The organism is Psychrobacter sp. Sarcosine-3u-12 (genome assembly GCF_002836005.1).
Classification (GTDB): Bacteria; Pseudomonadota; Gammaproteobacteria; order Pseudomonadales; family Moraxellaceae; genus Psychrobacter; species Psychrobacter okhotskensis.
Genome location: NZ_PJBY01000076.1, coordinates 47,108 through 70,591 on the forward strand (window position 1 = coordinate 47,108; position 23,484 = coordinate 70,591).

A 23,484-nucleotide genomic window follows, 5' to 3' on the forward strand; every position below is an offset into this window, starting at 1 on the left:
CTTTTTTTATGCTAATAATCTTTTTGAGCCCTTGCGCCAATTATTCTGACCCAAGAAACTACTGAGCCACGCCATCTTGGTCAAACAGTTTTAGCAGCTCTTCACGCATACGGTCACGCTCGGCTTCTGACATCATGGGCGTCTCTTGTCCACCGTCTTGCATGTTGGGTTGACCAAGACCATTCATGGTCTCATCTTCGATAATAACAGGGCGCTCGACTGGCTCTTGCACAGGACGCTCCTCTAACAGTATCTTCACTTGCGCATTTTTACCACGGCGTAATATCTGGGCGTTTAGCTCAGTATTGGGTGGTTTGCGAGCGACATACTGAATCAGCGTGTTGGCATCGGTCATCTCAACGCCATCAATCGTCAGGATGATATCGCCAACGCGCAGACCACTCTTGGCAGCTGGACCTTTATCGATAACATTTAGCACTTCTACACCCGTCGAGGTTTCAAGCTGCGTCGGATCCCGAAGCTGCGACTGTATCTCAATACCTAGCCAGCCGCGACTGACCTTACCATCTTTGATCAGAGCATTCATCACTTGCTCAACTAGGGCGGTCGGGATAGCAAAACCAATGCCCATCGAGCCACCAGAGCGTGAGTAAATAGCCGTATTAATACCAACCAATTCACCGCGCGCATCAACCAGTGCGCCGCCCGAGTTACCGGGATTGATAGCGGCATCGGTTTGGATAAAGTCTTCAAACTTATTGACCCCAAGTCCAGTACGACCCGTTGCTGAAATAATCCCTTGCGTCACTGTTTGACCGACACCGAACGGATTACCAATCGCTAATGCAATGTCTCCCACTTTAATAGGTTCTTCACGGAAGCCTAACGGTGTCAATCCAGTCATGTCGACCCGAATCACTGCCAAATCACTGTCTGGGTCGGTACCGATAAGCTTAGCGCGACTCTTACGACCATCATTAAAGGCAACGGTAATCTCATCTGCCTTTTCGATTACGTGCGCATTGGTGACGATAAAGCCGTCTTCTGACACAATCACACCCGAGCCCAAGTTGGTTGGGCCTTGATCTTGTGGCGGTCCACCATGGAACTCAAAGAAGCGGCGCAACACAGGATCATCCATATAAGGATGCTCCGCCATGGTCTGTGTCGTATAGATGTTGACCACTGACTGCGACGCACGGCTAACGGCATTATGATAAGAGGAAATAGGCGTTGGCGTATCGGCTACAGGTTCCGACGCTGCCTGCTCAGCAGCCGAGGTTCTTGGTGGCTCCCAAGTGGCTTCTGACGGCGTTTTCATACTGGTGAATAACCAGATAAACGCTGCAAGCACTAACAGTAATAAAATCCACGGTAACCATTTTAATAGAGACGTCTTGTTGTTGGTGTTCGGGGCTGGCGACATAGATAAAACCTCTATAAATTTGATACAAACAGGCAATGACCAATAAGATGAGACACTTTGTGCTAAGTAGATACTATTGAGTGGCTGGCTGTGCTTAACGGATTACAAGTATGGATTACAAATATGGATTACAAGCACTGATTAAAACCTAATAATCAGGCAAACTCACGTATGCAAATTATACCCGCCCATGCCTTTAATTGGTAACGTATCGTGTACCATTTGAGTTATTAGCCTTGTCTACTCTTTGACACCACCATGTTAAAATGATGACTATAAAAAGGCATCTGCTTTTAGTCATGATTAATCAAGCGCCACATTGACCAACGAAATCAATCAATCAAATTGATAAATTGGCGCTATAAAATGAAACATGATAAAGATGAAACGCCATAACAATACAACGCCACGACAAGGAAAAACGATGACAGCCAATGATAGCTTAACTGTCCCAACCAATACAATCGTTACCGCGCAAAGCTTAGCCACTTTTTGCGACGAGTATCTGTCTGCTAGCGTCTTTCAAGACTATGCGCCAAACGGTCTACAAGTAGATGGCGGACGTCCGATTCAGCGTATCGTTACGGGTGTGACCGCCTGTGAAGCTTTAATTGATGCCGCTATTGCTGATAACGCCGGCGCTATTGTGGTGCATCATGGTTATTTTTGGAAAGGGGAACCCGCGCCCATTACGGGTATGAAAGGTCGACGTATCCGTAAATTAATGCAGCACGGCATATCGATGCTTGGCTATCACTTACCCCTAGATGCCCATCCAGTTATTGGCAACAACGCAAAACTTGCCGACTTGCTCGATATGACAATTATTGGGCCCCTTTATCCTCATGAGGCGCACCCTGTTGGTAATATTGCGATTTGTGAGCCACAGAATGCTCAAAGTCTTATTGCTCAAATTACCAAGGCATTAGGGCGTATACCCTTACATATTTCGGCCAACTATAAAACCGCTACCAATACTGATGATGAGCGACCGAACGATAGGCTTATCGAGCGTGTGGGCATTTGCACAGGCGGCGCGCAAGACATGATTGAGCAAGCGGCCTTGATGGGTTGTGATGCTTTTATTTCTGGTGAAATATCCGAGCGTACCACCCACCTTGCGCGCGAGCTGGGGATTGATTATTTTGCTTGTGGTCATCACGCAACTGAACGTGGTGGTATTCAAGCATTAGGCGATATCATTGCTCAGCAATTTGGACTACCAGTAACATTTATTGATATTGATAATCCAGCCTAGCTTTTACAATCAGTCATTACACTTAGTCTTAGTCTTAGTCATTACGATTAGTCATTATAAAGATGAGCAAAACAGTGCACTCATTCGAATAAACGATATTCAGTCTGTTACGCATGTTAATAAAACTTTAGCGAATGTAGCGATAACGAGTGGATTTCTTACCGTCTATAGCCTAATTGTTAAGTTTTATCGCTCTTTTCTTAACTTAACTTGAATAATCTACGATATAACCGCATATTGGTACTTGAAGAAAGAACGTTTTGTCATGAAACTTCCCATTTATTACAGCTTCCGGTTATGGCACTAAAATAATGCTGGTAGTTGTTTAAGACTTTATCATGCTACATAAGTGGTAAGGCTTTAAACCGCTATCCATTGAAATACTATGCTTGCACTACATATGTTAGCAACATAGTATTTTTTTATTTTTAGTGTCGCGATGATGGTATTAAATCACCTGTTTGATAAAAAGCGATAAGAATTATCAAGCTTGGTTATTTTACTTACCCTTATTGCTGGACAAGAAACTTTAACAGCCAGCTATCCTATTACTAATGATTCAAGGTATAGCCAGCCATAAAAGTTAGCATCGTAAAAACAGATGAATGTATTTGCTTAATTAGCAAATTATTACATCAAGATTTTATGCGATGTCTTTGTCTCAATGACTTAATCATGACCTTACCTGTGTTTGACATATAGTTGTTTGGCCACTAGCCATATTTAGTTATCGATGAAGGAATCATCTGATTTATATCCTTCGCGTCGTTGTGCGTCCAGTTTCCAAAATCAATTTAAAAATAGTATTTTATAACGCTTTGATAACGCACCGATAGCTGGCTGACGACAAACTACCCCACTAACTCTTAGAGAGAGTACGCTAGTGGCGCTATAGTCAAACAAATAGAGTGGCATTTGTCCCATTAAGAGATGCGACTTTATTTAAGAGGCAATATCGATATATGTCAATATTATGGTCATATGTTTGTATGTGTTTTTGCGGTAAGAAGGATGGCTAAAATTAGGAGACATCCATGCAGCGTATTACTTATCGTGTAAAAGTATCTGCGCAAGGGGCCAAACGCCGTATCTCATATTTACTGCGTCCGTCCAAACGCCTACTGAACACTAAAAGTAACCTCGTTACATTCGTTAACCCTGTTACCTCAAGTCGTTTTGCCAGAACCAAGAAACTGGCACAAGTCTCTAGTATCGCCCTGCTCTCTTTGCCTGCTGAGAGCTTTACCACCATGGGTGCGCAGGTGCCAGCCTATGACCATGTCATGTTGGAGAACACCTTGACCATCGCTGCTGTCCCTGGAGATAGTACTTATTTTGCGACGGACGGTTTTCAGCACGGCTTTGGTTATGATTTGGTACGTACCTATGCCGATGAGCTGGGTGTGGACGTCGATCTAAAAGCCTATGCGACTGAAGAAGCCGCACTCAAAGCGGTAAAATCAGGTAATGCTGATATGGCGTTGACGACTGCCAGCACCCAACTCAAAAGCCAGCTGAATTTGTCTTCTGTCAATGTTAGCTGCGGCTATGATGCCAGTTTGACCAAAAACGGTCTACATCCAAAAGTCAGTTGGACATTTAATTCAGCCAATGATCCGCTATCACAAAAAGCCAGTTACTTCCTATGCGACAGTATCAAGCTTCAAAACACCCAAAAGCTGGCCGCTTTTTATAATCAGAACTTGTTAAAAGATGCGTATAGCCAAGACCATTTCCAAAAAACGCTGACAGAAAAGCTGCCTGATTATCAGTCGTCTTTTGAAGAGCAAGCGCGCAACTACAATCACGATTGGGAATTGCTGGTGGCAATGGGCTATCAAGAATCACATCTTGATGCCAATGCGGTATCGCCGACTGGGGTACGCGGCATTATGATGCTGACCAATAACACCGCAAAGGCGATGGGCGTGTCTAATCGTGTCGACCCTTATGAGAGTATCGGTGGTGGTGCGCGTTATCTAGAGCAAATGAAATCAGACTTTGCCGATGTACCCAAAACCGATCGTATTTGGTTTGCACTGGCGGGCTATAATATGGGGCCGAACGCAGTAAAAAGCATTCAGCGTAAATTGAGAGCTCAGGGCATCGATGACAAAAGCTGGGCGAACGTTTATGCCTACCTTGCTGAAAATAGAGCGTCTAATAGCCGTTATGGACAAGCGATGCATTATGTCAGTAACATTAGGAGCTATCTTGAAACTATCAAGACGCAAACCGTTTAATGACCCTTCTTTTTGGTTTAATGATTCTTCTGTTTTAAAGCCTGATAGTAGAAGACTCATAGTAAAAGCTTCGTAATAAAAGCTTTTGAATAAAATACGTATAAAACTTTTCCAATAAAAAAGCTGCTCTTTTATAAGAGCAGCTTTTTTGATTTTTAACCTGTACTAAATGCGACTATATTAGCGATTTGGTACGGTTAGACGCTGACCACGCTGTAGCATGGTATCAGCTTTTATATTGTTCATATCCGCAAGCTCTTGAGTCGACACCCCATACTTACGGGCGAGACCAATCAAACTATCCCCTGAACCAACCGTATAGCTTACCGTTGCTTTAGGGACTTTGATGGTTTGGCCACGCTGTAGCTGAGCATTGGTCGCGAGATCATTGGTCGCTGCCAAATCTTCGACTGCAATACCAAACTGACGAGCCAGCGCGATTAAGCCATCGCCTGATTTGACTTTATAACTCTCAGTATTGCCCAGTTTTTTGCCACTACTGGCTGTACTGGTCGTGGTACTAGCAGCGCTGTTGCTAGTACTTTGATTACTAGTACTAGAAGTAGCTTTGGCAGGAGCACTACCGTTAGCAGGAATGGTAATCGTACGACCCAATATCAAGTTAGAGTTGGTTTTTAAGTTGTTGGCTGCTGCCAAATCGCCCAAACCAATATTGTAACGTTGAGCGACACCCGTTAAGGTATCTCCTGATTTTACTTTATAACTGACCGCCTTGTCATTTAACTGACGATCAACCAATTCCTTAGAAGCTGGAACTTTGATCGTTTGGCCGCGTTGTAGACGCGCCTTAGCATCGAAGTTGCTATTCACCGCAGCCAACTCTGCCGCACTGACGCCCACACTATTGGCAATGCCGATTAAGGTATCACCTGATTTTACTTTATAGTTGGTCGTTGGTACTGAAGAGCTTGCGCTACTAGTCGAACTACTAGTACTAGTGCTGCTATTAGTAGAATTAAAATCTACGCTAGCCGGTACTTTTAACGTCTGACCCACGTATAAAGAGTTAGTAGTACCGATGTTGTTAAGACTGGCTAAGGTTTCGGTTGAGATATTAAATTGACGTGCTAAGGCAATAAGACCATCGCCTGCTTTGACTTTGTAGTTCTTAGTCGCTGTCGACGACTTGCTTGGTTTAGTCGATGGTGCAGCAGGTGTCGTTGCTGGCGCCGTGACCTTACCGGGAATCAACCACAGCTTTTGGCCTCTCAGCAAGTCAGCGCGACTGCTGAGGTTGTTATAACTTGCGAGTTGGGTCACTGATAAACCGAAACGATTGGCCGTACCAATGAGCGTGTCGCCGCTTTGTACCACATAGCTCTCAGGCTGGCTAGCAGCGCTTGTGCTACTGCTACTTATCGGCTCAATGGTTTTGGCATCATATAAATATAATGTGCTGCCAGATAGTAGCTTAGCGCTAGCATCTATTTGGTTCCATTCAGCGATGTCACGCCAGCTTACACCAGCACGAGTGGCGATGTTTGATAAGGTATCGCCGCGTTTTACGGTATAAGTGGTGCGCGCGCCTTGTGGCTTGGGCTTACTGACTGAGGTTTTTGGGAAGCTCAGTTTTTTCTCTTCGCCGCGCGCTTCTAGAATAGACTGCTGCGTCTGTACTGCAGATAAATTAATATTACCATCCGCATTGATGACGTTGGTTTCAGCCGTACTGTTACGAATTTGATTGGCAATAAAGTCACGCTCTTCTTTACTTAGCGGTGGCTCTTGGACAATGGTATTATTTTGGGTAATCTGCGCAGAGGTGGTCGGTAGACTGTTGCTACTTTTGAGCTCCGCATTGATTTTGTTGGTTTCTGCCGTGGTCAGTGGTGGCTCAGTACGCACAGCGGCATTGTTACTATAGACAGAGCTGCTCGTCGGCGTGGCTGATGGTGAGATATAACTGGTCGTTTGCTGAGGCACACTGGCGCTCGCTGCATAATCTGCAAGTGCACTACCTGTAGACGGCAATGACGTGCCGGTGGTGTACGGCTTGCTATTGTAGCTTGGCGTCGTTGGTGCATTCGGGTTAGTATTACTCGTAGCAATGACATTACTACTACCGTTCCCTCGTAATGAGCTTAATTTTGCATCAGTATTAAGGCTTACATCATTCGGAATAATGATACGCTGCGGGCCTGAGGAATCAACACGGGCTGACGTCAGCGCAGTATTCAGCCTTTCTAATTCGTCGTAACTGACGCCTGTTACTTGCGATACTTCAGCTAAGCTAACGCCATAGTTCACTGGCACACTACGGAAATGCTGACGGTTGGCAATAGCAGGCAAGTAGACACCATATTGCTCAGGTTTTGCCACAATTTCAGCCACTGCCAAAAAGCGTGGTACATAGTTCATGGTCTCAGTCGGTAATCTGAGTGACCAATAATCAGTTGGTAAACCGCGAGCCGCATTGGCATCGATTGCTTTTTGCACGCGACCAGGACCCGCGTTATAAGCGGCCAAGGCCAGCTCCCAACTACCGAACTGATTATGTAGGGCTGTCAAAAAGTCATATGCAGCGCGGGTCGATTCGATGACATCACGGCGACCGTCGTAACTACTGCTTTGATTGAGACCATAAATACGGCCCGTACTCGGAATGAACTGCCATAGGCCAGCGGCCGCGGCACTACTGGTACCACTTGGATCATAGGAGCTCTCAATCACCGGCAATAATGCAAGCTCAGTAGGGATATTACGACGCTCAGCTTCTCGTACGGTATGGTATAGATAGCGACTGGCACGTGCCGTTAAACGGTTTAGATAATCCTGTCTGCTAGTAAACCAACCTTTTTGCCCTTCGATACGTTGGTTATAAACAGGCTGTCCACCGTTCATGCGATAGCCTGCACGTAGGCGATTCCACAAGTCCCCGTATTGTTGAATGGCAAGTTTATTACCTTCAACCATCGTCATGTCGGTCGCTTCTAACAAATCGGCCAGCTCGTCTAAGCTCTCGGCATCTAAAAACGCCGTTGAATAATCAGCGTTCGTGCTTGGCTTAGCAGCTTGAGTGGTAGGACGTTTGGTAACCACAGCTGAGCTGTTGGTCATGCCCTTATTTTTTACCGTTGACGTATTACTACAAGCACTGATAAGTAAAGTCGATACCGCGAGCGTCAAGGGTAAGGCAATAAATGAGCGAGAGTTTGATAGCACAGTAGACATGATATTGGAAGTTTCCTAACGACAAGAATTGATAAGGTAATATTGAGGGCTAGTATAGTATGCAATGTTAAACAAAGACTAGCCTAATATAAAAGATAATAATCAGCTATTACTCTAAAAGCCACGACGACATGATAAACGTATGTAAAAATCGAACGTTTAGACGTACAGCTACTAAAACTTTGGATGATTATTATCTTTTTTATAGCTCAGCGCTGAATATAAACGATAAGCCATCACTACTGACTATAAGCACTGATTACAAGTACTGAATGCTTAGTTAATAGCGACTTGTGATACAGCACGTAGCAGGACGGCATTACCAGTAGATAGGGTCAGAGTGACGCGCGAGGTGGTAACGAATGACACATTACGACCATCTTTTACCCAGCTCTCATTGGTGGTAACATTTGCCTTAGCTTGATTGCCAGTGATAACAACATTATCTACCGAGATATCGTAGCGATAATTAGACGTATCATTCCAGCTATTTTGTAATAGCTTTAAATAAGCGTCTTTGTCTAAGCTGGTAGATTTGCCTTTTCTTGATAATGAAATCAACGCATCATCAGAGACCAGACGCGCGACTTGATTGATGCTTTTATTATTCGCTGATGACTTCATGGCAGCTGCATAGCTTTGCACCAAATCTTCGGTCATGGTTGCCGCTTGCGCAGTGATGCTGACCGTACTTGCTACAGCAACAACTGCTGCTAGACCAGCACTTTTTAGCAATAGAGCCAATAGCCCTTTTCCCCATAGTCGTTTCATGATAATCCTTAGCGATACTTTTTCGTTGTTGTCATTAATTGACGTTTGGCATTTACTTACTATTTAATTATATTTTGCTGTTTGTTTAATACTGTTCACAGCATAGTTGGATAGTGGCTTTAGCCTATCACTCAATTCTCACAGTCATGTGACACCCTGTGTAATTATTGCGAATATCATTTTACTATGAACGCCTTACACCTTTATTACCCTACAGCACTTATTACTCTAAAGCACTGACCATACGTCAACAGCACTGTCATGACTCAGAAGCCCAACGTATGGCGCATCAATGGTAATGCTATGGCTTATGTATTACTGTCTTCATACTGCTCATCATCGCTCAGCTTCATGCCCAAACGCTCTACGCGTCTGTCCATCATTTGCCGTGCGAGCGCCTGCATATCTTCAACGCGGTCTATCTCATCAACAATTTCTAGACCCAATAACGTTTCAAACACATCTTCTAAGGTGACTAGACCTTTTACTTCACCGTATTCACCCACGGTAATGGCAATATGGATACGATTTTTTAGCATGAGCTCTAACAAATCAAACAACTTCATTTTTGAAAATACAAAGGTGATATCGCGTTTAAATTGAGTCAATGGCTTATGCATAGCATGATTGACTTTCGCCAACAACATATCTGTTTTTAAGACAAAACCAGTAATATTGTCCAAGTCACCATCATAAATCGGTAGTCGTGAAAAGGTTAGTTTAGGACGATCAACCAACAATTCAGCCACGGTCTTGTTTTCTTCGAACGCCAGCATCACCGAGCGCGGCGTCATGATATCTTCGACTTTAATAGCGCCAAATGCGAGTAAATTGCGGATAATTCGAGACTCTAGTGGATCGATCTGTCCAGACTCTTCACCAATACTAGCAAGCGCGGCAAACTCACGACGGCTAAACACATGGGTCTCTTTACCACGTACCAATAGCTTAGTCAGACGCTCCGAGAACCAAATGACTGGGTATAGCGCAACAATTATCGTGCGCACAAAGTAAGCAACTAAGCCACTTAAACGGCGCCAATACATCGTGCCTAACGTTTTTGGAATAATTTCAGAAAATATCAAAATAGCCAAAGTCATAATAGCCGAAAAGACACCAAACCACGTACTGCCGAAGACAATCGTGGCCTGTGCACCAGCACCAATAGAGCCGAGCGTATGAGCGGCGGTATTTAGTGTCAAAATAGCAGCCAGCGACTGATCGATATTGTCAACTTTTAGCTGCTTGAGCATTTGGCCTTTTTTGGGATTGTTTTCTTGAATATCTGCAATGTATGAAGGCGTCATGCTCAGCAAAACAGACTCAGCCAGAGAGCAGATAAACGAGATGCCAATAGCGATCAGCACAAACAAGATAAGCAGCAGTACACTGGCAGCAGTCGGTTCTGCTAAGCCTTCAGCCGCCCATACCGCTTTTGGCAACATAAAAGTGGTCAATACAGTTAGCAGAGACAACGATTTTATGCCCAAGCCTAAGCGAGGGTTATGACCCATCGTCGGGGGAGGTTCAGCAGAAGCGTCTTTACGACAAGCGCGTGGACGACACAAACGAGGTATAAACATAGAAGTGGTGGACAAGTTAGGTAACCTAAACATAAAAGAGAAAAAGGAATCGGGAGATAGAATAAGCAAACCACATCGGACAACAAACCATCTATGATAAATCTAAACCGTACTTATAAATGGTCAATTAACGCAGCTTTCTTATCCTCTATTAGCACTTATTATATAGGGCGTGTTGAACATTCACAAATAGGCACTGCTGATTGCTAAAATGGTTTCATACAAGGCGCAAGTCGACGATAATGTTAATACCTTAGCTAGACTTGCAACGCAGTATGAGGCGATTTTAGCATCAGCCCGTAGGGACAGGACTGTTTTTTGCCGCTTCTGTGTTAAAAATAGACGTCTAGAAAGACTAAACTTAAGATTTTTAACGTTGAATCGCCTAAAAAATAGTCTCTGTCAGTGCCATGGTTGAATGTTCAACACGCCCTAGTCAATCCACAATAATATCGATTAATTGATAAAAGCAAATCAAGTACAAGCACTATACCAGTATGGTTAACAAGGTTGATGCTGTCGCGGTTTTATAGTGGGCAGAATATGGCTCAATAGAGAGTGCACTAAATACAGGCAATCATTGTCTTTTGATAGTAGCACTGATGATGTGAATGCACAATAAGTCACTATTTATTAAAAAGGTTGTTTTGAGCCATTTTGTTGAGCGCTTTGCTCAACTTGATAGCATTTTTTAAACAGATATTGCTAGCGATAGCGCGCTAATAATGCTTACTTTATTAATGAGGTTTATAACTAAGGGTTTGCACGAATTCAACTCCTAGACCTTATAAGACGTACCCTTATAAGACGCACCCCTATTTTTGTAATAACGATAAATCTGAAATAAATCTCAGGGCACATTCTCTCTTTAAAAATGATTAAAAAATTAAGATAAATGTTAGTGTCTGTTGAACATTCAAATATTAAGACTGCTGATTGCTAAAGTTGCCCCAAACCTTTTATCAAATCAGGCGTAAACCGACGATAATGTCGAGACCTTAGCTAGGTTTACAACAACGTTTGGGGTGATTTTAGTATCAGCCTTTCAGGGCAGGGCTATTTTTTGCCAATACATGGCGAAATTATCTAACCTAGAATGACTAGACGTCAAAAATTTCACTGCGTATTGTCTAAAAAATAGCCACTGCCAGTGCCTCATTTGAATGTTCAACAGACCCTAAGTAAACAAGCCAAATACTGTCTATAGTATAAGCGTATTTGATGGGAGTTGGCCTAGATATAGCCATTTTTAAACCTTCATTATGACTACCGCTAGAATTGAGGATGTGACCTAGTATGCCAGTACGTTAAGAAAAACACGCCTAGCCTATGATTAACAGTTACCAAGTCTAGGATTTTTTGTTACTATGCGTTTAATTTATTATTATCTATGACTCACTGAGAGAAATTATGTTTTTATTTATCCAAGCTGCTCATGCCGCCGAAACTGCTGGTGCTGCATCACTATTTGGCCAAATTTTATTACCTGTTGCTTTTTTTGCCATTTTTTACTTTTTGGTTATTCGCCCACAGTCTAAGCGTACCAAAGAGCACCGCGCCATGGTCAGTGCGTTGACTGTTGGTAGCGAAATCATCTTTGCTGGTGGACTGATGGGTCGTATCAAAGCCATAGAAGGCGATTACGCGGTTGTTAGCTTGAATAATAATACGGATGTCAAAGTACAACGTGCTTCTGTCATCTCAGTATTGCCAGCTGGCACTATCGAAAGCGTTTAATCGTTATTAATAAATCTGATAATGATTGAACATTAGTTGTTACTAATTGATGGCAGTTATGAATTAATAGTTGTAATAACTTTAAAATGACCGTACATTATTTACGGTCATTTTTCGCTTTACCTTTTACGCTTTACTATCATCGCGGATGATCGCAATGGTGCATGATGACGACTGCTAAATACCGCACTCAACCATTGCTATCGCTAACTTCCCATCTGCTAACTTGTGGCCTGCGTCGCCAATAGTTTATCAACCTAAAGAAGTGATTATGCAATATCCCGCTTGGAAATACTTACTGATTGCCGTCGTGCTAATCGTTGCCGGTCTGTATGCTGCTCCTAACCTCTATCCTGATGAACCTGCCGTACAGATTACAAGTGCCGCAGCAGGTACGCAGCTGTCTGATGGTATCTTAACCCAGTCTCAAAGCTTACTCGAAGAGGCTGGAATTAATAATCATGATGGTACCTTTGAAGGCAACAGTGCGCTGGTACGTCTTGATAACCCGGTCGAGCAGCTCAAAGCTCAGGAAGTACTGCGCCAGAATCTGGGCGAAGACTATGTGGTCGCGCTTAACTTAGCGCAGACGACCCCGCAGTGGCTGCGTGATATCGGTGCTAAGCCGATGAAGCTTGGTCTCGATTTGCGCGGTGGTGTTCGTTTTGTACTAGAAGTTGACATGGACAAGGCTCTCGATCAACGCCTGACTAGTGCGAGCCGCGATGTACGTCGTGACCTACGGGCTGAGCGTATCGCGATCAAAGGCATCAAAACTGAAAACCAAGGCATCATGCTGCATTTCGCTGATACCGATGCGCGTAACCGTGCACAAAACGTCTTGCAAGGCTCAATGGGTAATACCTTCAGTTTACAGTCTTCTATTGATGACCAAGGCCCTGCCCTGATTTTGGCGTACAACGATGCCACGCTAGATGAAATCAATAGCTATGCGGTCAATCAAAACTTGACGACCCTACGCAATCGTATTGCTGAGCTTGGCGTCACAGAGGCCTTAGTACAATCACAAGGCGCGAGTCGTATCGTCGTGGAATTGCCAGGTGTGCAAGATACTGCAGAAGCCAAACGTGTGCTTGGTCGCACAGCGAACCTTGAGTTCCGGATGGTCGCTGAAGATAGTGAAAACTATATGGGCGGTATTCCTCCTGCTGGTACCGAAGCATTCCCGTTTGAGACGCTTGATGGTCCACCAGTACTTTTAGAGCGCCAATCTATCGTCACCGGTGATAAAGTCACTAACGCGCAGACGGGTATTGATGAGAGCGGCTCACCTGAAGTCAGCATTACTTTGGACAGCGCTGGTGGCAAGCTGATGCAAAACGCCACGCGTACTGCTGTTGGTAAACAGATGGCCGTGCTATTCATTGAAAACAAGCAACGTATCACTTACGAAGAAGATCCAGCGACTGGCGAAACAGTCGAAGTACGTACGCCTTATGCTGAAACCAAAGTCATCAACCGCGCTAATATTCAAGCGGTACTGGGCTCCTCTTTCCGTATTACTGGTCTTGATAGTAGCGCAGAAGCGGCAGAACTTGCATTACTCCTACGTTCAGGCGCCTTAGCCGCACCGATGTATTTTGTAGAAGAGCGCACGATTGGCCCCTCATTGGGTCAAGAGAATATTGACAAAGGCCTGTTTTCTACGCAGGTAGGTTACTTATTAGTCTTTGCCTTTATGATCATTTTCTACCGTCTGTTTGGGGTCATTGCCAACGTGGCGCTAGCGATTAACGTCATCATTATCATTGCCATTATGTCAATTTTAGGCTCATCACTGACCCTACCCGGTATTGCCGGTATCGTCTTGACCATCGGTATGGCAGTCGATGCCAACGTGCTGATTTTTGAGCGAATACGTGAGGAGCTGGCAAATGGCGTCCGACCAAAATCCGCCATTGTGGCCGGCTTTGATCGCGCCTTTAGTAGTATCTTCGATGCCAACATCACCACCTTATTGGTCGCCTTTATCTTATTTGCGATTGGTACCGGTCCGATTAAAGGCTTTGCGGTCACTTTAGCTATTGGTATTGTCAGCTCGCTATTTACCGCGATTTTGGTAACGCGTGCTCTGGTACAAATTGCTTACGGTAAACGTAAATCTATCAAACGTTTGAGCATCGGTTAGGAGAAACATATGGCGATCGATAAGAATAATCCCCTAGAACAACAGAATAACCCAGATCGAAATGGCTCAAATGGCGACTCAAATAGTGGCAGTACGCGCCGCCGTAACAAACCACGTCGTGATGGTAAAGGTAGCAATACTAAAACCAACAACCCTACCACAGCCGCATCGGGTAAAAATAAAACGCGTCGTGGTGGTCAAAATTCTCAAGCATTGACGACTCAAACCGCAGAGACGAGCACTGCTATTGATCAGAGTCAGTTGATCAGTGATGCCGCTGAGGATGCTGCTGCACAAGCTGAGGGTGGTATCAAAGCCGTCGGCAACCAGCGCATTATCCCCTTTATGAAGATAGAAAAGCCAATGGCTATTTTATCGTTACTCATGGTGATTGGTAGTATTATCGCGATTGCTGTTAATGGTCTAAATTTTGGTCTAGATTTTACTGGTGGTGTATCAGCAGATGTACGTTACGAGCAGCCGGCTGAGCAAGTAGAAGTGGTCAAAGCCTTGGCCGACAATGGCTTCGATGATGCCGTCGTACAGTATCTTGGCACACGTCAAGAGCTACTAGTTCGCTTACCACCTCAGTCTGACAACATTGACGGACTCAATGCCAGTCTTAGCGCCGCGTTAGCATTGCCTAATAACACGGTTGAAATCAGTAATGTAAATATCATTGGTAGCCAAGTAGGTAATGAAGTCTACTTAAACTCTGTTATGTCGCTGGTCTTGGCCTTGGCTTGTATGCTTGGTTATGTTGCGCTACGTTTCCAGTTTAAGCTGTCTCTAGGTGCAGTGCTGTCACTGTTCCACGATGCTATCGTGACCATTGGTGTCTTTGCCTTATTCGGCTTTCCGTTTGACCTGACCGTTTTGGCAGCTATTCTGGCATTGATCGGTTATTCCTTGAACGATACCATCGTTGTCTATGACCGTATTCGTGAGAACTTCCGCCGTGTCCGTGGTATTACGCCGCGTCAAACGATTGATTTATCATTAACAGAGACGTTACGTCGTACCATTATGACTATCTCAACCGTATTACTGGTTGTTTTAGCCATGTTGTTCTTGGGCGGTGACGGTCTCTATTGGTTCTCGGTTGCACTGTTCATCGGTTTGCTGGCTGGTACTTATTCATCAACCTATATCGCCAGTTCTATCCCGCTACGTATGGGGCTATCTCGTGATGATTTCGTGGTGAAGGTTAAGCCTGAATTTGAAGAAGAAATTGTGACCTTTAATGATCCAAAAATGTTTGAGCAAGACAATATTTAAAGCAACTTAGTTAATCTTTAAATAGAAGAGTATTCAAACAAGCTTATAATCCGTTTTTCACTATACGGAAGTGAGCTACCAATAAAAGCACCTGACTCATAATCAATGAGTGTTAGGTGCTTTTATCTTTATATGGTTCTATAAATTATCGATATAGCGATCAAATGTATTGCTTATTCCGAAAGCAAAATGATTTTCTGTACCCTCTGTCTGTTAAGTATAAAATGAGCCATCTATGTCAACTATTACGCCGCCACGCTCTATGCCACCGATTGATACTCGCTACGCGCGTATTATCGCTATTGCCTTGCCGGTATTGTTGGCCAATTTGGCAATGCCACTTCAAAGCGTCATTGATACTGCCATTGTCGGTAATATGAATGACACCGCTAAGCTTGCTGGTATGGGGTTGGCCATACAGTTATTGTCTTTATTGCTCGTCAGTTTTAATTTTTTACAGTACGCCTCATCTGGACTGTCGGCACAAGCATTGGGACAATTGGCTAGTCATGTTGACAACGCTATCAGCAGTACGACAAAACAGCCGAATCTAGCGCCCTCACCACTGCTATCTATTTTGCAACGTGCGTTATTGTTGGCATTCATCATTGGCGCACTGTTACTGCTGGCAAAACCTTGGTTAATAGAGTTTGGTCTGCAAGCATTATCTGCCAATCCTAACAGTGGCCTTGCTGCCAAGACTTATTTGGATGTGCGCTTTTGGGGTGTGATCGCTGAGCTAATGAACTTTGCCTTTATAGGCTGGTTTGCGGGTCAGGGCAAGACTCGCTACATGCTCTACCAACAAGGCTTTATCGCCTTACTTAATATCATTCTAACGCTATTTTTTGTGTATGGCATGCACATGGGCTTGGTCGGTGTGGCACTAGGTACGACTATTGCATTTTGGTCTGGGGTATTATTAGCACTATGGTTAAGTCGTCAACATCTACAAATATCTTGGACGGCGCTGTTTACTGCTGATCGGCAACATTTCACCAAAGATAAAATGCTTAGGCTATTTTCGCTCAATAAAGATATCTTTATTCGTACGCTGATCTTAACATTGAGCTTTGCTTGGATTACCCGCTTATCTGCGCAAAGCGGTGATGTCATTCTGGCGGCCAACGCTATTTTATTGCAGGTACTAAGTATTTCAGCATTTGCCCTCGATGGTGTCGCAGTATCTGCTGAGACCTTGAGTGGTCAAGCAGCAGGACGACGTGATTGGCCACGTTTTCGTATTATCGTCAAACGCACTGGCGTAGTCAGCTATGGGCTTGCCATCATGTTGAGTACGATTTGGTGGCTTGCTATGCCAACTTATTTGAAGTTTATGACCAATATTGAACCAGTCTTCACACTCGCCTATGATTACCATCTTTATGCGGTGCTATTACCATTGGTCGGCGTTGGCGCTTATTGGTTAGATGGCATATTCTTTGGTTTAACAGCGGGTAATGTCATTCGTAACGCTGCCCTTATATTGGCGGCGGTCTTTTTCCCTCTGAGCTGGCTACTCTATCAGCAGTGGGACATGACTGGCATCTGGCTCAGCGTTTGGTGTTTGTTGCTGCTAAGGCTGATTATTCTCGGCGGGTTTTTATACCGTGCACATCAAACTGGTAGCTATGAAAAATTACAGCCCAATGTTTAGCATTGATTACCTAAAGGTTTATTTACCTGAAAAATAGGACTTTCTTAACCTTATCGGATAACAATTAGCCCTTCATTATAAAATATAGGGCGTGTTGAACATTCACAAATAGGCACTGCTGATTGCTAAAATGGTTTCATACAAGGCGCAAGTCGACGATAATGTTAATACCTTAGCTAGACTTGCAACGCAGTATGGGGCGATTTTAGCATCAGCCCGTAGCATAGGGACAGGACTGTTTTTTGCCGCTTCTGTGTTAAAAATAGACGTTTAGAAAGACTAAACTTAAGATTTTTAACGTTGAATCGCCTAAAAAATAGTCTCTGTCAGTGCCATGGTCGAATGTTCAACACGCCCTAGTCAAAAAACAATACTGTTAGAAAATTAGGATGTCATGTGACCATTCATTCAAAGGAACTAAATCATCAACAAGCGGCTCACTATGATTGGGCAGGAGGCTTCAAAAAGAGCCTGCCAGTCGCCATGGGTTATCTGCCAGCAGGGATTGCCTTTGGTGTGCTCGCACAAGTGGCTGGTGTGCCAGTGTGGGCTACTATCATGCTAAGTGTGGTCTTATATGCAGGCGCTGCGCAATATGCTTGTTTGAAGATGCTGAGCGCTGGCGAGGCTATTAGCAGCATCGCCAGTAATATCGCGGCGATTAATTTGCGCCATGTATTTTATGCGGCGCCACTGCTGCATGCGATGCCTAGTAATAAAATCGCTAAAATATATTGTTTATTTGCCCTTACTGATGAGACGTTTTCAGTGATGACCAGTTTACCTAATGAGTATCGACAGGCATTAATCCTACCGATCAGTTTGTTTAACCAAAGCTGGTGGGTACTTGCTAGCGCTATTGGCGTGATGATTGGCAGCGCGCTCAGTGACTTGGTACCGCATTTAGATTTTGCCTTGGTGTGTCTGTTTGCGATTTTGGCCTATGAGCAGTTTCAAAGTATCAAGCGCTATTTCCCAATTGCTATTGCCGTGATTGCTTTAGCCGTTGCCTCTTTGTTTACTAGCAACTGGCTGTTATTGGTAGCGATTAGCCTTTGTATGCTGATGATTTTGGCCCGTGGTGTGTGGATGCAGCGCCGCCTACAAGGAGACACCGATGAGCAGTAGTTACCTTATTTTTGCCACCTTTGCTATGGCTGCCGTCACTTTTATTACGCGCGCCCTTCCCGCCTTGATACCCAAAAAGCTGCTGGATACGCCTTGGTTACACCGTTTAAATGAGAGCTTACCGTTATCCGTGATGGTATTACTTATTTTAACCAGTCTCTCCTATCAAGACTTATCAGCAAGTACGAGTATGCAAAGCGCAGAGTTACATTTACTCATGGCTCAAATAGGTGCTTTACTTCTGGTATTATTGGTCTATCATTTTAGCCGTCAATTATTGGTGAGCATGATCGTCGGCATCGCTGCGATTAATGGCTTGCTTTGGTTATTTACTCAACTGGCTTAATCGCTAATCATTACTTATAGTCGGGTCAATATAAAAAAGAGACAGCGTGACTGGTATAAGTTTTTTGCAGCCTCTGTCTGCGTAGGCACAGCAAGCAAGAAAAATTTTACCAGTCACGCATCATAATGTTGTTTACCAAACTGGCTTAATGGTTAGGGCGTGTTGAACATTCGACCATGGCACTGACAGAGACTATTTTTTAGGCGATTCAACGTTAAAAATCTTAAGTTTAGTCTTTCTAAACGTCTATTTTTAACACAGAAGCGGCAAAAAACAGTCCTGTCCCTATGCTACGGGCTGATGCTAAAATCGCCCCATACTGCGTTGCAAGTCTAGCTAAGGTATTAACATTATCGTCGACTTGCGCCTTGTATGAAACCATTTTAGCAATCAGCAGTGCCTATTTGTGAATGTTCAACACGCCCTAATCATTATTAATCGTATTTTGTATAACAGTACCATCTTTTGCAGATTAGAGGAATTAACGACACGCCACCGCAAAATTTGCTACTATTTAATTTTTATTTTTATCATCTAGGTAATGGAATTATGGCCAAGAATGCCCTACAAGCTCAACTTTTAAAAGCGGGATTGGTTGATAGCAAAAAAGCCAAAAAGATAAGCAAGCAATCTGAACATGCCAAGCGCACTGGTGATGCGTCCAATGTGGAAGCCAAAAAAGCATTGGCAGCAGCCCAAGCAAAAAAGCTGGAGAAGGATCAAAAGCTTAATCAAGAAAAACAGCAGCTTTTAGAAGAGAAAATGCTAAAGGCCAATATCGTCCAAATGATTAGGCAGCATCAAATCACTGATACAAAGGGTGAAGTCAATTATCAGTTCGTTGACGACACTAAAGTCAAAAAAATCTCTATCACGCAAAAACTATACGATCAAATCGTAGCAGGTCACGTGGTCATTGCACGCTTGGAAGAAAGCTATGCTCTACTTCCTCGCCCCTTGGCCGATCGTATAGATGCAAAACTAGAAGGCTTTATGGTAGTGTCTAACGATACCTCAGACAATGAGTTAGCAGATGACGATCCTTATGCCGCTTATGTGATTCCAGATGATCTCATGTGGTAATCCTACCAATAAAGCGCTATATATATTCCCAATATCACCTCTTACCATAAATAGTGGTTTTTCAAAGGATATCTCTTATTTTAAGCAATAAAAAAGGCTGGATTCTATCAAGAATCCAGCCTTTTTATATTTAAAAATTTAGGTATTTAGCAGCTTAAAGCTCTTCTACACCCATCATATCTACAGGTGTATCAGCCACTATTTGCACGCCTTTTTTTCCGGTCTTAGCAGTTTCACTGCGCTGCTCTTGTAGGTGCTCAAGATAGGCTTCATTGATTTGTCCAGTAATGTAGCAACCATTAAATACCGCACAGTCAAAACCTTCGACTTTACTGTATTTGGTATCTTTTACTGCTTCGATCAAATCGTCTAAATCTTGGAAGATCAAACGATCAGCACCAATAATTTTACGCACTTCTTCAACGCTATGCCCTGAAGCAATAAGCTCGCTACGCACTGGCATATCGATACCATACACGTTTGGATATTTTACGGGCGGCGCTGCACTGGCAAAAAATACTTTACGTGCACCTGCATCACGCGCCATTTGAATAATCTCATGACAAGTAGTACCACGGACGATCGAATCATCAACCAATAGCACGTTTTTACCTTTAAACTCTAACGGTACAGCACTGAGCTTTTGACGCACTGATTTTTTGCGTTGCTGCTGACCTGGCATGATAAAAGTACGACCGATATAACGGTTTTTCATAAACCCTTCACGGTACTTAATATTCATCTTAAGCGCCAGCTCCATCGCTGAGGTACGCGAGGTATCTGGAATAGGAATAACCACATCAATATCGTGATCTTCACCCCATTCTGCAAGAATTTTATCACCAAGCTTCTCGCCCATACGCAGACGCGACTTATAGACTGAGATATTGTCCATGATGGAATCTGGACGAGCAAAATAGACGTATTCAAAGATACAAGGGGTGTATTCTTGCTGCTCGACGCACTGATGCGTATGTAGCTGATGGTCTAAGTCAATAAAAATCGCTTCACCGGGTTTGACATCACGAATAATAGTGAAGCCAGAGCCAGTCAAGGCGACCGATTCTGAAGCAACCATATATTCTGTGCCGCCATTGGCTGCCAAACGTTCACCAAAGATAAGTGGGCGAATACCGTTTGGATCGCGGAAGGCAAGCAAGCCATGACCTGTGATTAAAGCAACAACGCCATAAGCACCTTCAATACGACTATAAACCGCTGTGACTGCTTCAAATATTTCGGCAGGCGTTGGATGGGTTTTTCCTAGATTCTGCATCTCATGCGCCAGCACGTTTAACAGTACTTCCGAGTCTGAATCAGTATTCAGGTGACGACGGTCTTCTTTATATAGAGACTTGGCCAAGCCCTCAGCATTGGTCAAATTACCATTGTGCGCCAGCGTAATACCGTAAGGTGAATTGACATAAAACGGCTGCGCTTCTGCACTGCTTGACGTGCCTGCCGTTGGATAACGAACATGACCGATGCCAAATTCGCCAACCAGTTTTATCATATGGCGATTCATAAAAACGTCACGTACCATGCCGTTTTCTTTACGTAAATAAAGCCGACCATCTTGCAAAGTCACAATACCTGCCGCGTCTTGCCCGCGATGCTGTAGCATTGTTAAGCCATCATAAAGAATCTGATTGACCGGCTCATGAGCTGCAACCCCAACGACTCCACACATAGTTATATCCTATTTTGAACCACACATTAGTAACACAATAACGGCATAAGCTTGACAGTAGCTTATGAAAAACAGCCATCTACTCTTACCGCTGACCTGATGATGTTGCTTAAGCTTAAAATCTTGATGACAGTTTGCTCACTGACCTACAGTCAGCAAAGCCATCAATCATTCACAAATTGAAATTTATGAACCCTAAATGCTATCGAATAATTTTTTATCAAGGATAAGTTACAAAGACTCAGTTATGATTTTTGGTATTAAAACGTTAAAAAATAGGCTTAAAAAACAGGCTTAAGAAACGAAGAATAAGTCTAAAAAACTATGCGTATTAAGACTGATTGACCTGATCCCAAGCCATACCGAGCACGTCTGAGACTAAAGCCTTACCCATTGGCGCATAAGGCATCAGTTCAGGAGCAAGCACCGAGGTTTGCCATTGCGGCATTTTTACCAATAAGGGCGCGCTGACACTCAAAACGACTAATACCATCAATACATTTTTGGCCGCCCCAAGGACGCCACCTGCCATCTTGTCAACAATACCCAGACGTAAGGTTTTGAGTACCCCTGAAAAAGCAAAGGCGACGATATGCATAATCGCTAAGATAATGATTACGACCAATAAGAACGCCGTTGCCATTTGCAAGACAGGGTTTTGTACGATACCTGATAATTGCGGAGCAACTGAGCCTGCCAAGCGCGTGGCAGCAATAAGAGCAATAAACCAACCTGCCAAGCCGACTGCTGTCTTAATGAGTCCTACCTGAAAGCCGCGCCATAAGCCAATTAAGACCACAATAGCAATCACAATATCTAGACCACTCATATGTCACGCCTCATTTTTAGTGGTTGTCTAACTTTCCATGGCATCGTAATAGCCACCGATGGCTTGAATGCATGACTGTACCAGCCCAGGACCTCGATAAATCAGTCCGGTATAAAGCTGTACCATATCAGCACCTGCTTCAATCTTTTTGACCGCTTTGGCACCACTATCGATACCACCCACCCCAATCAAAGCTACTTTACCATCCAGCTGATCAGAGAATTGTTGTAAAATTTGGGTGCTGATGTGGCTCACTGGACGACCCGATAGGCCACCGGCTTGGTCACCATCGGGCAAGTCTTCGACACCGACGCGGCTCAATGTGGTATTGGTGGCTATCAAACCATCAATCTCAAAATCTAACAACTGCTGTGAGATATAATCCACTTGTAGCGGCTCTAAATCAGGGGCTACTTTCAAAACCAGCGGCACATAAAAACCATACTCTGTTGCCAATTGGTTGTGACGGTTTTTAATCGTATCAAGTAGCTGCGTTAACGCTTCACCACTCTGTAAGTCACGTAAGTTTTTGGTATTTGGCGATGAGATATTGACGGTAATATAGGAAGCGTGTGCATAAACCCGCTCTAGGCAATAGACATAATCATCAGCGGCTTGCTCCACTGGCGTACTGGCATTTTTACCGATATTGATGCCGATGTTACCTTTGTATTTACAGCGTTTGACGTTTTCAATCAGGTAATCAACGCCCTGATTATTAAAGCCCATGCGATTGATAATGGCATCGGCTTGTTTGATTCTAAATAGGCGTGGCTTATCATTACCAACCTGCGGTCTTGGCGTGACCGTCCCCACTTCTATAAAGCCAAAACCAAGCTCGGCCAGTGCATCGATATAATCACCGTTTTTGTCCAACCCTGCGGCAAGGCCAACTGGATTAGCGAACTGTAAACCCATACAGTCTGTAGGCTGCATCGACTGACCATATACCAAACCTAAGGCACGCGCTTTATGGGCTTTATCTAACAAAGATAAGGTCATCTCGTGGGCGTGTTCAGGGTCCATCTTAAATAAAAAAGGGCGAAGTAAGGCATAAGACATAGTAATGACAGACCCTGCTCGAAAAGCAATGATGAATGAGAAAAACGAAAGAGATTAAGCGCAGCGATTATATCAGCTTAACAGAAATAAG

At 43.9% G+C, this 23,484-nt stretch carries 16 protein-coding genes; 9 read left to right on the forward strand and 7 right to left on the reverse strand.

What is annotated here, in order from left to right; genetic code table 11:
- Positions 1 to 58: 58 nt before the first annotated feature.
- On the reverse strand, positions 59 to 1,387 hold the full coding sequence (locus CXF65_RS03145) for a S1C family serine protease (RefSeq protein ID WP_025653276.1): 1,329 nt from the start codon (positions 1,385 to 1,387) through the stop codon (positions 59 to 61).
- A 424-nt stretch (positions 1,388 to 1,811) separates the two neighbouring features.
- On the opposite strand from CXF65_RS03145, the gene CXF65_RS03150 reads away from it, so the two are divergent.
- Both CXF65_RS03150 and CXF65_RS03155 read left to right on the forward strand, forming a co-directional pair.
- Positions 1,812 to 2,645, forward strand: coding sequence for a Nif3-like dinuclear metal center hexameric protein (locus CXF65_RS03150; protein WP_101211000.1), 834 nt, complete (start codon positions 1,812 to 1,814; stop codon positions 2,643 to 2,645).
- Positions 2,646 to 3,679: 1,034 nt separating this feature from the next.
- Positions 3,680 to 4,888 (forward strand): transglycosylase SLT domain-containing protein, encoded by a 1,209-nt coding sequence (locus CXF65_RS03155; RefSeq protein ID WP_025653274.1) that lies wholly within the window; start codon positions 3,680 to 3,682, stop codon positions 4,886 to 4,888.
- 180 nt (positions 4,889 to 5,068) lie between these two features.
- Here CXF65_RS03155 and CXF65_RS03160 read toward each other — a convergent pair whose 3' ends face one another.
- The 3 genes from CXF65_RS03160 to CXF65_RS03170 all read right to left on the reverse strand — a co-directional run bounded on the left by CXF65_RS03160 (position 5,069) and on the right by CXF65_RS03170 (position 10,434).
- On the reverse strand, positions 5,069 to 8,080 hold the full coding sequence (locus CXF65_RS03160; protein WP_025653273.1) for a LysM peptidoglycan-binding domain-containing protein: 3,012 nt from the start codon (positions 8,078 to 8,080) through the stop codon (positions 5,069 to 5,071).
- A gap of 276 nt (positions 8,081 to 8,356) precedes the next feature.
- Positions 8,357 to 8,851, reverse strand: a complete 495-nt coding sequence (locus CXF65_RS03165) for a hypothetical protein (RefSeq protein WP_025653272.1) — start codon at positions 8,849 to 8,851, stop codon at positions 8,357 to 8,359.
- Between the two features lie 308 nt (positions 8,852 to 9,159).
- Positions 9,160 to 10,434 (reverse strand): CNNM domain-containing protein, encoded by a 1,275-nt coding sequence (locus CXF65_RS03170; protein WP_084212346.1) that lies wholly within the window; start codon positions 10,432 to 10,434, stop codon positions 9,160 to 9,162.
- Positions 10,435 to 11,844: 1,410 nt separating this feature from the next.
- Here CXF65_RS03170 and yajC point away from each other — a divergent pair.
- The 7 genes from yajC to CXF65_RS03205 all read left to right on the forward strand — a co-directional run bounded on the left by yajC (position 11,845) and on the right by CXF65_RS03205 (position 19,812).
- Positions 11,845 to 12,171, forward strand: coding sequence for a preprotein translocase subunit YajC (gene yajC / locus CXF65_RS03175; protein ID WP_025653270.1), 327 nt, complete (start codon positions 11,845 to 11,847; stop codon positions 12,169 to 12,171).
- Between the two features lie 271 nt (positions 12,172 to 12,442).
- A complete protein-coding gene (gene secD / locus CXF65_RS03180; protein ID WP_101211001.1) occupies positions 12,443 to 14,320 on the forward strand; it encodes a protein translocase subunit SecD in 1,878 nt (625 codons plus the stop codon).
- 9 nt (positions 14,321 to 14,329) lie between these two features.
- Complete coding sequence (gene secF, locus CXF65_RS03185) at positions 14,330 to 15,598, forward strand: protein translocase subunit SecF (RefSeq protein ID WP_025653268.1); 1,269 nt, start codon at positions 14,330 to 14,332, stop codon at positions 15,596 to 15,598.
- Positions 15,599 to 15,833: 235 nt separating this feature from the next.
- Positions 15,834 to 17,255, forward strand: coding sequence for an MATE family efflux transporter (locus tag CXF65_RS03190; RefSeq protein WP_025653267.1), 1,422 nt, complete (start codon positions 15,834 to 15,836; stop codon positions 17,253 to 17,255).
- Between the two features lie 396 nt (positions 17,256 to 17,651).
- Positions 17,652 to 18,383 carry an AzlC family ABC transporter permease gene (locus tag CXF65_RS03195; protein WP_413772492.1) on the forward strand — a complete coding sequence of 244 codons (732 nt, stop codon included), beginning with the start codon at positions 17,652 to 17,654 and terminating at the stop codon, positions 18,381 to 18,383.
- Positions 18,373 to 18,729 carry an AzlD domain-containing protein gene (locus CXF65_RS03200; RefSeq protein WP_101211002.1) on the forward strand — a complete coding sequence of 119 codons (357 nt, stop codon included), beginning with the start codon at positions 18,373 to 18,375 and terminating at the stop codon, positions 18,727 to 18,729. Before CXF65_RS03195 ends, CXF65_RS03200 begins: the two co-directional genes overlap by 11 nt.
- A 549-nt stretch (positions 18,730 to 19,278) precedes the next feature.
- Positions 19,279 to 19,812 carry a DUF2058 domain-containing protein gene (locus CXF65_RS03205; protein ID WP_025653264.1) on the forward strand — a complete coding sequence of 178 codons (534 nt, stop codon included), beginning with the start codon at positions 19,279 to 19,281 and terminating at the stop codon, positions 19,810 to 19,812.
- 154 nt (positions 19,813 to 19,966) lie between these two features.
- Here the strand turns inward: CXF65_RS03205 and purF are convergent, their stop codons facing one another.
- The 3 genes from purF to CXF65_RS03220 all read right to left on the reverse strand — a co-directional run bounded on the left by purF (position 19,967) and on the right by CXF65_RS03220 (position 23,393).
- Complete coding sequence (purF, locus tag CXF65_RS03210) at positions 19,967 to 21,502, reverse strand: amidophosphoribosyltransferase (RefSeq protein ID WP_101211003.1); 1,536 nt, start codon at positions 21,500 to 21,502, stop codon at positions 19,967 to 19,969.
- Positions 21,503 to 21,833: 331 nt separating this feature from the next.
- Positions 21,834 to 22,331, reverse strand: coding sequence for a CvpA family protein (locus tag CXF65_RS03215; RefSeq protein WP_025653262.1), 498 nt, complete (start codon positions 22,329 to 22,331; stop codon positions 21,834 to 21,836).
- Between the two features lie 27 nt (positions 22,332 to 22,358).
- Positions 22,359 to 23,393 carry a quinone-dependent dihydroorotate dehydrogenase gene (locus CXF65_RS03220; protein ID WP_025653261.1) on the reverse strand — a complete coding sequence of 345 codons (1,035 nt, stop codon included), beginning with the start codon at positions 23,391 to 23,393 and terminating at the stop codon, positions 22,359 to 22,361.
- Positions 23,394 to 23,484: the final 91 nt, after the last annotated feature.

What these genes read in the sequence shown, in the direction of transcription:
- yajC (WP_025653270.1), top strand. Translation starts at nt 11,845, where the DNA reads ATGTTTTTATTTATCCAAGCTGCTCATGCCGCCGAAACTGCTGGTGCT.
- purF (WP_101211003.1), bottom strand. Translation starts at nt 21,502, where the DNA reads ATGTGTGGAGTCGTTGGGGTTGCAGCTCATGAGCCGGTCAATCAGATT.
- CXF65_RS03155 (WP_025653274.1), top strand. Translation starts at nt 3,680, where the DNA reads ATGCAGCGTATTACTTATCGTGTAAAAGTATCTGCGCAAGGGGCCAAA.
- CXF65_RS03205 (WP_025653264.1), top strand. Translation starts at nt 19,279, where the DNA reads ATGGCCAAGAATGCCCTACAAGCTCAACTTTTAAAAGCGGGATTGGTT.
- CXF65_RS03190 (WP_025653267.1), top strand. Translation starts at nt 15,834, where the DNA reads ATGTCAACTATTACGCCGCCACGCTCTATGCCACCGATTGATACTCGC.
- CXF65_RS03150 (WP_101211000.1), top strand. Translation starts at nt 1,812, where the DNA reads ATGACAGCCAATGATAGCTTAACTGTCCCAACCAATACAATCGTTACC.
- CXF65_RS03200 (WP_101211002.1), top strand. Translation starts at nt 18,373, where the DNA reads ATGAGCAGTAGTTACCTTATTTTTGCCACCTTTGCTATGGCTGCCGTC.
- CXF65_RS03220 (WP_025653261.1), bottom strand. Translation starts at nt 23,393, where the DNA reads ATGTCTTATGCCTTACTTCGCCCTTTTTTATTTAAGATGGACCCTGAA.
- CXF65_RS03145 (WP_025653276.1), bottom strand. Translation starts at nt 1,387, where the DNA reads ATGTCGCCAGCCCCGAACACCAACAACAAGACGTCTCTATTAAAATGG.
- CXF65_RS03170 (WP_084212346.1), bottom strand. Translation starts at nt 10,434, where the DNA reads ATGTTTATACCTCGTTTGTGTCGTCCACGCGCTTGTCGTAAAGACGCT.
- CXF65_RS03165 (WP_025653272.1), bottom strand. Translation starts at nt 8,851, where the DNA reads ATGAAACGACTATGGGGAAAAGGGCTATTGGCTCTATTGCTAAAAAGT.
- CXF65_RS03160 (WP_025653273.1), bottom strand. Translation starts at nt 8,080, where the DNA reads ATGTCTACTGTGCTATCAAACTCTCGCTCATTTATTGCCTTACCCTTG.
- secD (WP_101211001.1), top strand. Translation starts at nt 12,443, where the DNA reads ATGCAATATCCCGCTTGGAAATACTTACTGATTGCCGTCGTGCTAATC.
- secF (WP_025653268.1), top strand. Translation starts at nt 14,330, where the DNA reads ATGGCGATCGATAAGAATAATCCCCTAGAACAACAGAATAACCCAGAT.
- CXF65_RS03215 (WP_025653262.1), bottom strand. Translation starts at nt 22,331, where the DNA reads ATGAGTGGTCTAGATATTGTGATTGCTATTGTGGTCTTAATTGGCTTA.